The 14,522-nt window shown below is 65.7% G+C and carries 14 protein-coding genes and 1 tRNA gene; 4 read left to right on the top strand and 11 right to left on the bottom strand.

Annotated elements, in window-relative coordinates; genetic code table 11:
• Positions 1–65 precede the first annotated feature (65 nt).
• Entirely contained in the window at positions 66–977 is a 912-nt protein-coding gene (locus tag ACZ5XO_RS03935; protein ID WP_464164016.1) for a PIN domain-containing protein, read from the top strand.
• A gap of 33 nt (positions 978–1,010) precedes the next feature.
• Here the strand turns inward: ACZ5XO_RS03935 and ACZ5XO_RS03940 are convergent, their stop codons facing one another.
• The 3 genes from ACZ5XO_RS03940 to ACZ5XO_RS03950 form a co-directional block, all read right to left on the bottom strand.
• Positions 1,011–1,328, bottom strand: coding sequence for a VpaChn25_0724 family phage protein (locus ACZ5XO_RS03940; RefSeq protein ID WP_464164017.1), 318 nt, complete (start codon positions 1,326–1,328; stop codon positions 1,011–1,013).
• Between the two features lie 383 nt (positions 1,329–1,711).
• Positions 1,712–5,464 carry a hypothetical protein gene (locus ACZ5XO_RS03945; RefSeq protein WP_464164018.1) on the bottom strand — a complete coding sequence of 1,251 codons (3,753 nt, stop codon included), beginning with the start codon at positions 5,462–5,464 and terminating at the stop codon, positions 1,712–1,714.
• 286 nt (positions 5,465–5,750) lie between these two features.
• Positions 5,751–5,840, bottom strand: a tRNA-Ser gene (locus ACZ5XO_RS03950).
• Between the two features lie 148 nt (positions 5,841–5,988).
• Between ACZ5XO_RS03950 and msrA the strand changes: the two genes are divergently transcribed.
• Positions 5,989–6,639: a peptide-methionine (S)-S-oxide reductase MsrA gene (gene msrA / locus ACZ5XO_RS03955; protein ID WP_464164019.1), complete on the top strand. Its 651-nt coding sequence runs from the start codon at positions 5,989–5,991 to the stop codon at positions 6,637–6,639.
• Entirely contained in the window at positions 6,639–6,980 is a 342-nt protein-coding gene (locus tag ACZ5XO_RS03960; RefSeq protein WP_404622005.1) for an MmcQ/YjbR family DNA-binding protein, read from the top strand. Before msrA ends, ACZ5XO_RS03960 begins: the two co-directional genes overlap by 1 nt.
• 179 nt (positions 6,981–7,159) lie before the next feature.
• Here the strand turns inward: ACZ5XO_RS03960 and ACZ5XO_RS03965 are convergent, their stop codons facing one another.
• The 8 genes from ACZ5XO_RS03965 to flgF form a co-directional block, all read right to left on the bottom strand.
• The gene (locus ACZ5XO_RS03965) at positions 7,160–8,980 is read right to left on the bottom strand and encodes a DUF885 domain-containing protein (RefSeq protein ID WP_464164020.1); all 1,821 of its coding nucleotides are present in this window, start codon (positions 8,978–8,980) and stop codon (positions 7,160–7,162) included.
• Positions 8,981–9,047: 67 nt separating this feature from the next.
• On the bottom strand, positions 9,048–9,548 hold the full coding sequence (locus ACZ5XO_RS03970; protein ID WP_464164021.1) for a hypothetical protein: 501 nt from the start codon (positions 9,546–9,548) through the stop codon (positions 9,048–9,050).
• Positions 9,549–9,556: 8 nt separating this feature from the next.
• Positions 9,557–10,000 carry a hypothetical protein gene (locus ACZ5XO_RS03975; protein WP_464164022.1) on the bottom strand — a complete coding sequence of 148 codons (444 nt, stop codon included), beginning with the start codon at positions 9,998–10,000 and terminating at the stop codon, positions 9,557–9,559.
• 38 nt (positions 10,001–10,038) lie between these two features.
• Positions 10,039–10,506, bottom strand: a complete 468-nt coding sequence (locus ACZ5XO_RS03980; RefSeq protein ID WP_464164023.1) for a hypothetical protein — start codon at positions 10,504–10,506, stop codon at positions 10,039–10,041.
• 122 nt (positions 10,507–10,628) lie between these two features.
• Entirely contained in the window at positions 10,629–11,351 is a 723-nt protein-coding gene (gene flgH, locus ACZ5XO_RS03985; protein WP_464164024.1) for a flagellar basal body L-ring protein FlgH, read from the bottom strand.
• Between the two features lie 11 nt (positions 11,352–11,362).
• Entirely contained in the window at positions 11,363–12,136 is a 774-nt protein-coding gene (gene flgA / locus ACZ5XO_RS03990; RefSeq protein WP_464164025.1) for a flagellar basal body P-ring formation chaperone FlgA, read from the bottom strand.
• A 15-nt stretch (positions 12,137–12,151) separates the two neighbouring features.
• Positions 12,152–12,940, bottom strand: a complete 789-nt coding sequence (flgG, locus tag ACZ5XO_RS03995) for a flagellar basal-body rod protein FlgG (protein ID WP_464164026.1) — start codon at positions 12,938–12,940, stop codon at positions 12,152–12,154.
• 15 nt (positions 12,941–12,955) lie between these two features.
• A complete protein-coding gene (flgF, locus tag ACZ5XO_RS04000; protein WP_464164027.1) occupies positions 12,956–13,693 on the bottom strand; it encodes a flagellar basal-body rod protein FlgF in 738 nt (245 codons plus the stop codon).
• A 179-nt stretch (positions 13,694–13,872) separates the two neighbouring features.
• On the opposite strand from flgF, the gene ACZ5XO_RS04005 reads away from it, so the two are divergent.
• A complete protein-coding gene (locus ACZ5XO_RS04005) occupies positions 13,873–14,520 on the top strand; it encodes a flagellar basal body-associated FliL family protein (protein WP_464164028.1) in 648 nt (215 codons plus the stop codon).
• Positions 14,521–14,522 lie beyond the last annotated feature (2 nt).

Consider the following 14,522-nt stretch of genomic DNA (forward strand, 5'->3'; position numbering starts at 1 on the left):
CAGGCTTAAGTTGAAATTACGGTGCGGCTTCCGCGACTCCGCGGCGCAGGCGATGAGGTAATGCAGTGGCGTCAGCCGGTTCAGACAGGTGGCTCGTCTTCATCGACACCAATATCTTTCTCGATTTTTATCGCCAGGGAGGCGAATCCGCAGCTCGGCAGCTAGCCGCGCTCGATCGACACAGTACGGCCCTCATCACCAACGCTCAGGTGAAGATGGAATTTCTGAAGAACCGGCAGAAGGTCATTGTCGATAGTCTGGGCAAGATGCAGAAGCCCAGCAAAATGTCGGTACCCCCTATTCTCGCCGACTTCGCGCCTTCTCGGAACCTTCAAGACAATCTGGACGCCGCCGGGAAAGCCTATGCCGAGGTTCGCGACAAGATCGAGGCCATCCTGAATGATCCTGAGCATCACGACCCTGTTTTCAAGGACCTCAGTCGCCTGTTCGACTCCGCAAGCCCGCTAAACCTCACCGCCGACCATGAGCGCAGCGGCGAAATACACAAACTGGCGCGCGACCGCTTCGCCCTCGGTCAACCGCCTCGAAAGTCATCGGACACTTCGTATGGCGACGGCGTTAACTGGGAATGGATCGTCGCTTGCGCCAAGCAGAACGCCGAGCGACCCGTGCTTATCGTCTCCCGCGACGGAGATTACGGCACCGCCACGAGCGATACATGGACACTCAACGACTATCTAAAGTTCGAGTTTGCGAGACGCGTCGGTCCGAAGCGCCAGATTGAGCTGTCTGCGCGGCTTACGACGGCGCTTAAGCGGCTGGACGAGCATGTCACCGCCGAAGATGAATATGAGGAAAACAGGCTCTTGGCTGAATCTCCGCGCTTTGGGCTGGATCGTGCCGGCCTGGAAACTCTACGCGCCGCCGCGCGAGATGGGAGCAACATTCCCAACTGGTTCAGCGATCTCGTTACAGAGGTGAACCACCTCCAGAGCGCCGGGGCAGTGAAAGATTGAAATGGAAACTCGCCGACCGTGAGACCCGACGGTCTAGTACGGACACTCGACCCCGGGGCGAGGCACCCCTTCCATCTCCACAAGCCCCTCGGCAGCTTCGCTGCCCCGGTTCGTCAATTTGACGACGATGAGAGTGTCGTGTCGGGTGAGAACGACGCCGCCTGCTCTTTCCAGGTGCTCAAGGTCGTCTCTCAGACTATCGCGCCCACTGTATAAGGCCACGTTGCGGAGCATGAGCGTGAATACCTGATCGTTGGCGGCATAACCGGGGCTCGCTGAAAGCCAGCGCAAAATCGCGAGCCGGCGCTGGCCCGTAACGATATCTTTTACGAAGGCGACTTCGTTGCCCATGCCGTTTAGTTCCGCAGAGATGTATTTACCGGTTGACCCAATAGCCTCACCGGAGATGGGTCATGCATCGGATCACCGAGCATCTTCTGTGCGTGCCCGTACATATTGCAAGCAATGTCCCACGGACCGGGGAAGCTACAGGTCCGGACTTGGCAGCACCCACTAAGAGCCGACAAGTAGGCCTTACCAACCGCCGCTTTGAGTCATTTTCAGTCATTCGCGTCATGGTGAGGCACCATGACCGTTTCTGACTCAAAGCTGACCTTCCGCAGGTCCGCTCGGCGCACGTTGAAGTGCTTACGGCATTTAGTCATTGACGTTCTCGGTGCAGTCGATGCGACCTTGACTCAAGGAGGCCCTGAGACCGGAGGCGAGCTTCGGCTTTAGTCCCGCATCATGTCCTGTCGGGCGCGCAGGTCGGAATCCTCGGCGTTGCTATCCCATCGCCTAGCGATGTTCTCGAGCAATGTGCTCGTCCGGGGCCAGGCCGCCGCCAGATCCTTCCACTCACGGTAGGTAGCGGCGAGATCACGCTCCTGGCCTCCGCCCTCGAACAGCGATTTCATGAAGACGCCGCGCATGTTGAAGCGCTCGGTCGCGATCCCGCGCTCGATGTCGGGGGGCACCAACTGTTCCAGGATGTCCCGAAGCGCGGTGTGGGGCCAGCCACCGTCTGGGTCCATGGGCGCGTGAGCGAGCGCTTGACCGATGAAGACGTCGTAGAGCGAGTTGCGGTCCGGATCGGTATTGGCTGCTCGCACCGCGGTAATCCAAGCCAAGGCCCTGTCCTTGTCCATGCCCCCGTTGTCGTCGGTTACCCCCGGCGCCGTCTTGAAGTCGTGAAGCAGGCGGAACCCGACTTCGGCACGTTTCTGTCGCGCCGGTTTCGCGGCTTCGTCGGCGATGTCGTCGGTCTTCGGCGGATAGACCTGCGCCAGGATCATGGCGAAGAAGGCACCCTCTTCAGCCATGAGCGCGTGCAGGGCCAGTGGGCGCTGGCCGTGGTAGAGAAGCGGGAAGATCTTCATTTCCCTGAGGGCGATGTCGGCCCGTGAGAAGGTGCCGCTCGCGTCGAGGAATTTGAAGAGCTGCTCCAGCCGGTAGCGACCCATGGTGTCGTCGACGCCTTTCCCGCCCGTCGCCAGGATTTCCTCGATATGGGCGTCGAGCAGTTCCATGACGCGAGGTGCGCCCAGTTCCTCCAGTCGGTCCGAGGCGGCGTCAAGCGCTGCCCCCGGTCGGCCGGCCTGGACGTAACTGTCGATGGTGCGACCGAGATCGGCATCCCCGGCCTTTAGCCTGTAGGCCCGTTTGGTCGACCAGAACCGGGTCTCGATCTCGGCACCCAAGGACGCCACGAAGTCCCACGTCGCATCGGTTTCAGGCCAAGGATAGATCAGATGGGCGGCCTGGTCCGGCGTGAGCTCGGCTTCCGCGATCAGCTTCGCCACGCGGGCCGTCCAGGCGTCGCCAAAGCGTTTATGGGCGCTGGCCGAGACCGACCCTGCGAACTCAACGCGCGCTGGCGCCGGGTCGACGAATGCGAGAGCGATCAGGCTTGCCAGTTCGTCGAAATCATCGATTTCGAAGGTTGCCGCCTGCCCGACAGACCAGGGCAGCTTGGACTGCAAGGCGAGGGTGATCAGCGCTTCTGGCGCATCGGACCGGCTGAGCATTTCCCTCAAGGCGGCGCGACGCGCGTTGAGGATTGTTTCCTCATCCGGGTTGGGGGTGTCCTTGATCGTGGGGAACCAGTCATCAAACAGGTCGCCGAACCGGGCCAGGGCATCAACCGGGGCGTAGCTGTCGACCAAGGTCTCGACCTGCCGCAGATAACCTTCTGAAATAGCCCATTCAGCTGCTGCGAAGCGACGATGTCGGTCCCGCAGCCGGACCAGGGCGTCCCAGACAGGACGCCGATCGGGACTGGTCGACGATTGCATGAACTGATCGACCAGGCCGATCGCCTGCTCCCAAGATGTCCCCCCGAAACGTTCGAGCAGGGGGATCAGGTCGGTAATCCTGTTTCCGTTTCCTCTCGCCAGATCGAACACTCGTCCGGCCAGCGCGATGTAGAATTCCGCAAGGCTTTCGTTGGTCGGCGCAACCGCCTCGTCCTGGCCAGCTTCCCGGAAGCGGGGCTTCACGGTCACCGTGCTGAAATCGTGGTCCCTGGGAAGGAGCGACAGGCACAGCCGCCAGCCGATATCAGGGTCGCGGCGCTCGACCGCCTCCAGCGCGATCAGGCGTAGGCTGTCCGGTGCATGGGTGTTCGGACTCCAGGGCAGCAGGATTTCGCGCAGGCTGTTGATGGGGCGGTTGGTCAGGCGTCCGCCTGGATCGATCATGGCCAGGCGGGCGAGGATGTCGCAGACCCGGACGAGATACGCCGGGTCCCAGGCGAGCATCTCGAGCGCCCACAGCACGCCTGTATGGCGGCTGTACGGACTCAAAGGTCCCTCAATCTCATCGAAGAGCGGCGCGATCAGGTTCCCCTCGAGCAACCGCTCGAGGGCCGCCAACAAAGGGCGGGGGGCCGCCTCCATGAGATAGGTCAACTGGCCGCGAAGGCTGGCGAACAGGCGATGGTCCTTGTCGAGCGGCAGATCATCGACGAGGGCGTCGACCCAGTCCTGCGAGGACGCGCCGTTCAGGTTCAGGCCCGCGGGGCGGGCAAGCATTGCGATCTGCAGGATCGTTGTGCAGACGCCGTTGCGCAGCCATTCGCTGAACTGCTCCTGCTTTTGCGCCGACGTTAGGATGAAGTCGTCGGGCTTCGGGTCGGGCTCGATCTCCGAAAGCACCTGAAGGGCGGCTGCCCGGAAGCGCTCAAGATCGTCCGGGCCGAGGCGGTGTGCGAGATGAACGAAGGCATCGACCGGCGCCTTCAGGCGCCAGACCGATCCCGTCTGCTCCAGCGGCGGATCTTCTGAACGCAGGAAAGGACGGAGGTCACGCTCAATGTCGCCGTAGTGCCCGGCACCGAGGGCTGCGACAACCGCGCAGTCCTTCTGGTGATGCGCATCCCAGCCGGTGGCAAGGAGCGGGGCGAGAAGTTTGTCCCCCTGGTCCCGCCAGCGCGGCGGATCGACCAAACCTGCCCCCGGGAAGGTGCGCTCCAGAACCGTAATCGACCGACCACAATCCCTGGCCGTTTTGGCGGCCTTGTCACCCTCCAGGCCCATGGCCTCGAAGGCTTTCGTCAGATCCTGGTAGGAGGGTTTGTCGAGGACCTCGGCCCCCTGGTCCGGACGATCATAACTCCCCGCCCTGAGTGTCGGGCCTCTTGAAGCCAGCATGGGAATGGTCGAGACGGCCTGTGCGCGGGGCAGGAAGACCGTCTGGCTTTCGCTTAGGAGGGCTTTGCCTGCCGTGTCTGTGTCCACGATCAGGGTCCGGGCCTCCAGAAACTCGCGCACCGACGGTTCGGCCTTGCGGATGGCGGCGACTGCAAACGCAACGACTTCCTCAGGAGAATCGGCGACGAAGGGAACGGCGCCGTTCGAGCCCAGCAGACCCTCGATCAGCCGGGCCGCACTCTTTTCGCGACCGCAAAGAACCACGTCCTCGCTCAGGGGCGTCTCGAACCTGTAGCCATACTCTTCCCAGTATTGGTCGGTTGATCGGACGTCTGCGGGCTTGGCACCGATCAAACGGGCCCAGCGCGCTGCAACACCAGTGCGCTGGCTGAGCCAGTCGATGATCTGGACGCCATCCAGAAGCCTGACATCCTTCCAGTCTTTGGCCGCCTTCTTTCCGTCGACCCAGTCGACAATCTTGAGTTGCGGGTCGTCCCAGGTGAAAGGCGTGACCAGGACGAGTGTCCGGTCCGCGCGGTCGGCTGCCGGCACCTCACTTGTGCGCTTGTCATAGTCCGCCGTCAGCTTAGTGTTCGTCGCCCCCGAGACCCCGAACTCCCAGATGGATTTGCCATCGGGGACATAGGGGGGGACACCCACGGCCTCAAGCCAGCCGTCGAAGCCGCGAACCTGTCCCTTGCTGCCGCTGGGGAAGCGAATATCCTTGATTGTCGAGGCCGAGGCGCGGATCAGATCCGCAACCAGCTCCGGCAATTCCGTGCGCGCCTGCAGGGTTCTGGCCCAGATATCCAGCTGGTCAATCGTGATCCATTTCATGCCGCTCGGTGTAGCGGACCTTGCCAAGCCTGACCATTGGAGATCAGCCGAGATTCCCTTCTGGGTTTAGTTGCGGAGTAGAAGCTCGATTACCGCGAATGTCAGAACCTCGTCAGCATGACAATGTCCGCTTCCGGCGCAAACCGGCTTCATCGCTTCCAAGATGAAATCAGGTGAAACCGATTGAAGCGCGCTGAACTGCCAAAACTAAGCGCAAACGCTCTGGCGGGTTAGATGGTGGGTGAGGGTGACGATTTTCTAAAAAATCGTTTTAAAACAAAGCGGGTGGCGGACAGAGAGGGATTCGAACCCTCGGTAGGCTTTCACCTACACACGCTTTCCAAGCGTGCGCGATCGACCACTCCGCCACCTGTCCGTTTCCACGACGTCGCCGTGCAGCCACTGGACGGTCGTTCCAGCGGAGGCGAGGCTGATAGAACAGCATGACCCCCTCGGCAAGCGCCCTGTGAGGCCCCATATGGGGGAAAGTCGATTTTGCCGCTGATTTCTGCGAGATTTTTCCGATGCTGTTCCAAAAGACCGCCGAACTGCCGACCGTTGAGACGGCCCTGCCGGGGCGCGAGGCGCCGCTGGCGACCGACGAGACCCATTTCGTCCTGGGTCATGCGCTGAAGGGACCGCATCCGGAGGGATTCGAGACGGCCGTTTTCGGCATGGGCTGTTTCTGGGGCGTGGAGCGGGTCTTCTGGCAACTGCCGGGCGTCTGGGTAACCTCGGCCGGCTATGCGGGCGGGATCACGCCCAACCCGACCTATGAGGAGGTCTGCTCGGGTCGGACCGGCCACACCGAGGTGGTGCAGGTGGTGTTCGATCCCAAGGTCATTTCCTACGGCGATTTGTTGAAGGCCTTCTGGGAGAACCATGACCCGACCCAGGGCATGCGCCAGGGCAATGACCAGGGCACGCAGTATCGCTCGGCCGTCTATACGCTGAACGATGCGCAGCAGGCGGAGGCGCAAGGCTCGCGCGACGCCTATCAGGCGGCGCTGACGGCGGCGGGTCGGGGGACGATCACGACCGAGATCGAGCCGGCCGGGCCCTATTACTTCGCCGAGGACTATCACCAGGGTTATCTGGCCAAGAACCCCGCCGGGTACTGCGGCATTGGGGGCACCGGCGTGGTCTGCCCGATCGGCCTGGGGGTCGACGCCTGATGGACCGGGAGGGGGTAGGCAAGGTCTGTCTGGCGCTGCCGGGCGCGACCTTGGACCATCCGTTCGGCGACGACCACGACGCCTACAAGGTCGGCGGCAAGATGTTCGTCATGGTGGGCGCGACCGGCGGGGTGTCGTTCAAGGTCTCGGACATCGCCTATGAGGTGCTGACCGAGAGCGGCCATGCTCGACCAGCGCCCTATATGGCGCGCGCCAAGTGGGTGAACCTGCCGCAGATCGACGACTGGGCGGACGAGGAGCTGGCGGACCATATCCGGTCCGCCCACGCGATCATCGTCGGCAAGCTGACGAAGAAGGCGCGGGCGGAGCTGGGGCTTTAAAGGCGGAGATGCTGTCCTCCCTGTCGCGGAGCGATGGGGAGGTGGCGCGGCGCACAGCGCCGTGACGGAGGGGCTGCTTTGACGTGCGAAGCCCCTCCACCGCGCAGCCTGTCCTTGGGCTTGCCGAAGGCAAGACCCGAGGGCGGTCCCCCTCCCCACGAGTGGGGAGGAAAAACGCTTCACTTCGCCTTCTGCTCGGCGATCCAGCGATCCATGCGGGCGTCGAGCAGGTCCAGCGGCAGGGGGCCGTCGACCAGAAGGGCGTCGTGGAAGGTGCGGACGTCGAAGCGGTAGCCCAGCTCGCGCTCGGCCTTCTGACGGATTTGGCGCAGGCGGATCTCGCCGATCTTGTAGGCCGTGGCCTGACCCGGCCAGCCGATATAGCGCTGCAGCTCGGTCTCGATGTTGTGGGGGGCCAGGGCTGAGTTGTCGCGGAAGCAGGCGCGGGCCTGTTCCTCGGTCCAGCCCAGCCAGTGCAGGCCGGTGTCGGCCACCAGACGGCAGGCGCGCCACATCTCGTAGCTGAGACGGCCGAAGCGTTCATAGGGGGTGCGATAGATGCCCATCTCCTCGCCCAGGAACTCGGAATAGAGGCCCCAGCCCTCGGTGAAGGCGGTCACGTCGGCGCCGCGGCGGTAGTAGGGCTGGTCCGCCGCCTCCTGCTGCAGGGCGATCTGCAGGTGGTGGCCGGGGACGGCTTCGTGGACCGTCAGGGCGGGCAGCTCATAAAGGGGCCGCTGATCCAGCCTGGACGTATTGACGATGTAGCCGCCGGCCACGCCGTTCTGCAAAGAACCGGGATTGTAGCGGCCGGTGGTGTAGCTGTCCTCGATCTCGCGCGGGACGGGCCGCACGCCGTAAGGCAGACGGGGCAGGGTCCCGAACAGGGCGGGCAGTCCGTCGTCGGCGCGCTTGGCGATCTCGGACGCCTTTTCCAGAAGCTGTTCGCGGCTAGTGGCGTAGAATTGCGGATCGGTGCGCAGGAAGTTGAGGAAGCCGGCGAAGTCGCCCGTCCAGCCGGCGGCGCGCATTTCGTCCTGCATCCGGGCGCGGATGCGGGCGACCTCCTCCAGGCCGATCTGATGCACCTGATCCGGGGTCAGGTCGGTGGTGGTGTAGCTGCGCACTGCGTTGGCGTAGAGTTCGCGACCGCCGGGACGGTGGGTCATGCCGGGCTCGACGGGCGCGCGCGGCCGATAGTCGTTCTTGAGCATGTCGCGCCAGGCGATTCGACGCTGGGCGACGGGGCCGTCGATCAGGGCCTGGGCCCGGGCGCGCAGAGCGGCCTGTTCGGCGGCGGGGATGGTCGCGGGCAGGACCTTGAACGGCTGCATCAGGATGTCGCCGCCCTCGCGCGGCTTGACGTCGGTTTCGGCCAGGGCCAGGGCGCTGTCGACGACCGAGCGGGCCTGGACCAGACCGGTGTCGAGGCCGCGCCGGGCGTCGGCGATGGCGGCGTCGTAGTATGAGGGAATGGCGCTCATCCGCGACAGCCAGGCCTCGGCGTCGGCGGTCGAGGTGATGCGGGTCGAGCTGGCCAGATAGGCCACGCCCTGGCCGGGGCCGCCTTCGGAACTGAAGGCCAGGCGCCCGCCGTCCAGCGGGATGGCGTCGAGGTTGCGGCGGATCAGATAGGCGACGAAGGACTGGTTCAGTTGCTCGTCCGCGTTGAGCGCAGACGGGCTGATCGCTTCGACACGGTTCAGCAGGGCGGTCAGCGGGGCGATGCGCGCCAGTTCGCCCGCGCGGGTGGGGTCGGGCAGGCGCGACAAGGCCTCGCGGTCGCCCTCCATGCCGGCGCTGATCGGGTCGATGTGGCGGAGGTAGGCCTCGTAGTCGGCCAGGACGCCGGCGAGCGCTTCGCTGGCGGCGTTGGCCGGGGCATGGGTTTCAGCCGGCGCAGGGACGCCCGACGCGGCATGCGCCAGGGCTGGCGGCGTGATGAAGGCGGCCAGAGCCGCTCCGAGCAGAAGTCGTTTCGCGAAGATTGGCTTGCCCATGTCGTCCTCCCTCAAGCGGGGAGAGCAGACAGGCGGCGAAGCCGACGGTCAAGCTGTGACGGAGGTCTTAGCCACAGAGAGCGAAGAAGCGGTCGATCTGTCGGACAGAGCCCGGTTGGGCCACGAAGGGGGTGCGGTAGTCGGGGCCGTAGGCCGCCAGCCAGCCCAGCTTGCGAAAGCGCAGGAAGACCGGATCGGCGGCCCGCGCATCGGCTGTCAGGTCGATCCCGTCGTGCAGGGCGGACGGCTCGGCCCTGGCGGGATAGGTTTCCGTGTCGCCGCCGGATTCGAGGGCGATGACGCGGGGGTGGCCTTCGGCGACGGTCTGCAAAATCTGCAGGGCGCCCGAGCCCGGACGGCATGACAGGTCCAGCGGCACGTCATCGGTTTCAGCCAGACCGAAGGTCAGGCTGGCCTCTTCGGCGTCTTCGTTCAGGTGCCAGTCGTAGCCGGCGGTCGGGACAGGCGCGCCGCCGTCGGCGCCGACAAGCCCGGATTTCACCGTGGGCGCACAGGCCGTGAGCGCAAGCGCCGCGAGGGCGGGGGCGATCCAGACGACGGGGCGCATGAGAAATCCTAGCCAGTGCAGAGTTCAGCGAACCGGCGCAGCTTGGGCAGATTCGTCCGATCAATCTCTACCGGCGACGTCTGTTCGCCGACGACGACATCAAGCTGTCCGTTGGCGAGGAAGGCGGCGAAGACAGGGTGATCGGCGCGCAGCATGGTCTGGAGGCGGCCATGGCGGGGGCGGGCCTCGGCGTTGGCGGCGGCCCCCCCGGAAGTGATGACGGCGATGCCTTCGACAGGACGCGCATCATAGAGCGTCAGCCGAACGATGCTGGAGCCGGGCGCGCATTCCAGCGTGGAGCGCAGGCGCGGCGTGTCAGGAATCTCATTGGCCAGGACCAGGGGACGGCTGTCTCCATAGAGAGTCCAGGTCCAGGCTTCGGTCGTCGACGGCGCGCTCTGAAGCGTCATGGCCAAGGCTGTCGCCTGGGCAAGCCCGATCAAGGCGGTCATGGGTCAGCCCCCGCTGATGGAATATGGGCGGACTGTGATCAGGCGTGGCTGGAAGCGCAATAGCTGAGGAAGCCTTGCACCATGCGGCGTTCGGCCCGACTGGCGCGAATCTGCTGGTCGCCGGCCTCGGTCTGGACGGCGATGCGGCCGCCGCGCGCCAGGCCGGTCAGGGCCGCGTCGCTCAGGGGCAGGCGGGTCTCGAAGGCCTCGCCGTCAGACAGGGGGTCGATCGGCTGCGGCCCCATCGAGGCGAGGGTCAGGGCCGGGCTTTGCGGCTGGGCGTCGCCGTAGACGACGGCGGTCTGGTCGCCGGGCGAGCAGGTCAGCATCAGGGCCACCTGGTCGGAATCGGGCAGGCCGTAAGCCAGCTTGGCCATCGGGCCTTCGTGCAGCAGATGCCACCCCGCCGCCCCCTGACCCGGGGCGGTCGGAGCAGTGGTCAGGGCCTGCCCGGCCAAGGCGATGAAACCCAGGGCGGCGACGGCGGGAACAATGGACTTCAGCATCACAAATCACTCGCGTTCGACAGAGCAAACGCGGGTCGCTTGTTAAGAGTTCACCGCTCCGCTTGATCGCGCGCGATTCCGTGACCGCGAGTCACCGGAACAACACGTTTGCCGAACGTTGGTCAGAAGGGGCTGAAGCGCTCCACCAGGGCCTGGGCCGCGGGGGTGGCCTGAATCCGGCTGATGTCGCCGCGACCGCCGTAGCTGATGCGCGCCTCGGCGATCTGGGTATGGGCGATGGTGTTGGCCGAGGAGATGTCCTCGGGGCGCACGATGCCCGCGACGGTCAGTTCGCGCACCTCGCGGTTGGTGCGCACTTCCTGCCGACCCTGGATGACCATGTTGCCGTTGGGCATGACGGCGGTGACCACGGCGGCGACCGTGAGATTGACTCGCTCCGAGCGGTTGACGCTGCCCGAGCCCGAGGCGTTGGACTCGCCTTCGGTGCCGACCATCTTGGCGGGGTCGAAGCCGCCGGGGAAGGCGCGGCCCAGGCTGTTCTCCAGGCCGAAGAAGTTGGTCACGCCGCCGGAAACGCTGTTGTTGCGGGCGCGCTGGGTCGAGTTCTGGGTCTGGGCGCGGTCGTTGATGTCGATGTTGACCGTCAGGATGTCGCCGACGCGGCGGGCGCGCTGATCGCCGAAGAAGCTGCGAGCGCCGGTGCGCCACAGGCTGTTGGCCGAGGCGGGCGTCGGGGTCGGCATGTAGGCCTGTTCGACGGGAACCAGGGCGGCGGGATAGCCGATGGGGGCCAGTTCCGGTCCCTTCACCGTCTCGGTGATGGTGGAGCAGGCGCCCAGGCTGAGGGCGGAAGAAGCGGCGGCGAGGATCAGGATTTTACGCATGACGGGATCTCTCAGCGAGCGGCGAACTGTTGGGGATTGGCGCGGGCCGTCTGGGCGGCGGGACCGGCGACGGCCCGACCCGGGCCGATGGCGACGGCGTCTATGGTGCGGCCGGACTGGGTGTTCAGGACGGGCAGGGCCTCGCCCGCCGAGGCGTTGCGGGTCGCCTTGCCGGTGATGGTCAGCTCGACGCCGCCGGCGATGTAGGCGACCTCGACCATGTCGTTGCGGGCGATGACCTGGGGCGAGGCCAGGTCGCGGCTGGTCACAGGGGCGCCGGCGCGCAGGGCGCGTTTGGCCGACAGGCCGACGACCTGGTCGGCGTCCTGGGGACCGCCGGCCGGGGCCTGATGGGCCTGAACCGTGGACCAGATCACGTCGGAGGGCTGGACGATGTCGCCAGCGGCCAGGCTGCGGGCGTAGGTCAGGACCTCGACCGTGGCGCCGGGGCGTGAGGCCACGGTCGCGGCGGCGGGGCGGGCCGAGGCTTCGGCCGGGAGGGCGCCGCCTTCACGCACGACGATGCGACGCAGGCCCTGGGGATTGGCCCAGTCCAGACCGGCGCGGCGGGCGGCGGCCTGGATCTGGCTGGCCTCGAAGACGGCGGTGGCGCCCAGGCGCTGGCCGACCACGACGCCGGCGGCGGCGCCCGCGTCGTCGAACAGCTCGCCCAGGGTGACGCGGCCGTCGTCGTCGACGGGGTCGGCCAGCAGGCTGACCGGGCCGGCGAGGGCCGGGGCGGCGAAGGCGGTGAGGGCGGCGGCGAGGATCAGGGTGCGCTTCATGGCTCAGCTCTTTCCCTAGCTCTTCACCTGGGCCGAGACGGACAGCATCTCGTCGGCGGTGGTGATGACCTTGGAGTTCATTTCATAGGCGCGCTGGGCCACGATCAGGGCGGTGATTTCGCTGACCGCATCGACGTTGGAGGCTTCGGTGTAGCCCTGGATCAGATGGCCGAAGCCGACCTCGTTCGGGGCGCCGATGGTGGCCGCGCCCGAGGCGGCGGTCTCCAGCAGCAGGTTGTCGCCGATGGCTTCCAGACCCGCCTCGTTGAAGAAGGTCGCCAGTTCCAGCTGACCGACGACTTGCGGCGCCGCCTGCCCCTGGGTCGTGACCTGGACCTGGCCCGACTTGGAGATGGAGACGTCGATGGCGTCCTGGGGGATGGTGATGGCGGGCTCGACCGCATAGCCGTCTTCGGTGACCAGCTGGCCCTCGCCGTTCACCGCGAAGTTGCCGGCGCGGGTGTAGGCGATCTCGCCCGAGGGCATGGTGATCTGGAAGTAGCCCTTGCCGTCGATCGCGATGTCGTAGGGGTTGCCGGTGCGGGTGGGGCTGCCCTGTTCGGTGATGCGATAGACGCTGCCGGCCTTCACACCGGCGCCGATCTGGATGCCGGTGGGGACGACGGTGCCCTGGGTCGAGGACTGCGCGCCCATGCGCTCGACGTTCTGGTACAGCAGGTCCTGGAACTCGGCCCGCTGACGCTTGAAGCCGACCGTGTTCATGTTGGCGATGTTGTTGGAGATGACCTCGACGTTCAGCTGCTGGGCCAGCATGCCGGAGGTGGCGGTTCTGAGAGCGCGCATCGTTCAGGCGTCCTGTTAGCTGACCCGGCCCAGCCGCTCGACCGAGCGGCGTGACAGGTCGTTGGCGTTTTCGATCATCTTGGTGACGCGCTCGTAGGCGCGGTTGATCTCGATCAGGTTGGTGATTTCCTGAAGCGTGTTGACGTTCGAGCCTTCCAGCATGCCCTGGCGGATCTGCACGTCCGGGGCGTCGAGGGGCTGGGCGTTCGAGGTGTTGCGGTACAGGCCGTCGCCGCTCTTTTGCAGCACAGACAGGGCGTCGAAGCGGACGGCGTTCAGGCGACCGACGGGCTGGCCTTCCTGGCTGATGGTGCCGTCGGGGCCGACAGTGACGGGGCCCAGTTCGGGGTCCAGGGTGATGGGGCCGCCGTCGCCCAGGACCGGCAGGCCCTGCTGGGTCATCAGCACGCCCTCGGCGTTGGTCGTGAAGGCGCCGTCGCGGGTATAGGCCTCGCCTGTCGCGGTCTGGACGCGGAAGAAGGCGCCTTCGCCCTCGATGCCGAAGTCCAGCGACCGGCCGGTCTGCTTCATCGAGCCCTGGCCGAAGTCGCGGCCCACGCCCTTGTCCAGCACGAAGCTGGCCGAGGGGCGGATGTTGTCGTTGCGGGCGCGCTGACCGACCTCGGTCCCGACCATCAGCTGTTCGACCTTGAACCCGGTGGTGTCGGCGTTGGCGACATTGTTCGCCACGATGTCGAGCTCGCGGCGAAGCGTCATCTGACGGGACAATCCGATGTAGGCGGCGTTTTCCACGAGTGCGGCTCCTTCGCCGATCTCGTCGCAACGACCGTGCCAACAGGGTTAATTCAGGCGCAGCGGGCGTTTGAGCCGAATTGACCTCCAGGGAGCCCGGCAGGATTTGCCGATCGTAAACGCCTCGTTAACCAAAATCGCCCCATCAGGAAGTCTGTAAGGATCGGGGCGACGTGCGGATGCTGAAGCTGAAGCTGGGCAAGAAGAAAGACGCGGCGCCGCAAGGCGACGACGCCAACCTGCCTGTGGTGGCGGACGGCGAAGGCGGCGAGGGCGCGCCCGCCAAGAAGAAGTTGCCCCTGCTGTTCATCATCATCCCTGCGGCCCTGGTCGTGCTGGGCGGCGGCGGGGCCGCAGCCTTCTTCCTGATGAAGCCCAAGCCGGCCGAGGCGGCGGGAGAGCACGGCGCCGAAAAGGCCGAAGATCACGGCAAGAAGGCGGAGAAGAAGGGCGGGGATCACGGCGGCGGCAAGGACGGCGAGGCCGACCCCGCGGCGGGCACGATCGCGGCCGGTCCCGACGGCGTGACCTTCTACACCCTGCCCGACATGATCGTGAACATTCAGTCGCCGGACGGTCGTCCGACCTATCTGAAGCTGAAGCTGACGCTGGAGATGAAGGACGCCGACCTGGCGTCGCACCTGCAGGGCGAGGCCCCGCGGATGCAGGACATGTTCCAGGGCTTCCTGCGCGAACTGCGTCCCGAGGACCTGGCCGGTTCGGCCGGTTCCTATCAGCTGCGCGCCGAGATCCTGCGTCGTGTCAACCTGATCGCCGCTCCGGGCAAGGTTGACGCCGTGCTGATCGAAGAAATGCTGGTGCAGTAGGC

Source organism: Brevundimonas sp. T2-11, assembly GCF_055397675.1.

What these genes read in the sequence shown, in the direction of transcription:
- ACZ5XO_RS03940 (WP_464164017.1), bottom strand. Translation starts at nt 1,328, where the DNA reads ATGGGCAACGAAGTCGCCTTCGTAAAAGATATCGTTACGGGCCAGCGC.
- ACZ5XO_RS03945 (WP_464164018.1), bottom strand. Translation starts at nt 5,464, where the DNA reads ATGAAATGGATCACGATTGACCAGCTGGATATCTGGGCCAGAACCCTG.
- msrA (WP_464164019.1), top strand. Translation starts at nt 5,989, where the DNA reads ATGCTGTTCCAAAAGACCGCCGAACTGCCGACCGTTGAGACGGCCCTG.
- ACZ5XO_RS03960 (WP_404622005.1), top strand. Translation starts at nt 6,639, where the DNA reads ATGGACCGGGAGGGGGTAGGCAAGGTCTGTCTGGCGCTGCCGGGCGCG.
- ACZ5XO_RS03965 (WP_464164020.1), bottom strand. Translation starts at nt 8,980, where the DNA reads ATGGGCAAGCCAATCTTCGCGAAACGACTTCTGCTCGGAGCGGCTCTG.
- ACZ5XO_RS03970 (WP_464164021.1), bottom strand. Translation starts at nt 9,548, where the DNA reads ATGCGCCCCGTCGTCTGGATCGCCCCCGCCCTCGCGGCGCTTGCGCTC.
- ACZ5XO_RS03975 (WP_464164022.1), bottom strand. Translation starts at nt 10,000, where the DNA reads ATGACCGCCTTGATCGGGCTTGCCCAGGCGACAGCCTTGGCCATGACG.
- ACZ5XO_RS03980 (WP_464164023.1), bottom strand. Translation starts at nt 10,506, where the DNA reads ATGCTGAAGTCCATTGTTCCCGCCGTCGCCGCCCTGGGTTTCATCGCC.
- flgH (WP_464164024.1), bottom strand. Translation starts at nt 11,351, where the DNA reads ATGCGTAAAATCCTGATCCTCGCCGCCGCTTCTTCCGCCCTCAGCCTG.
- flgA (WP_464164025.1), bottom strand. Translation starts at nt 12,136, where the DNA reads ATGAAGCGCACCCTGATCCTCGCCGCCGCCCTCACCGCCTTCGCCGCC.
- flgG (WP_464164026.1), bottom strand. Translation starts at nt 12,940, where the DNA reads ATGCGCGCTCTCAGAACCGCCACCTCCGGCATGCTGGCCCAGCAGCTG.
- ACZ5XO_RS04005 (WP_464164028.1), top strand. Translation starts at nt 13,873, where the DNA reads ATGCTGAAGCTGAAGCTGGGCAAGAAGAAAGACGCGGCGCCGCAAGGC.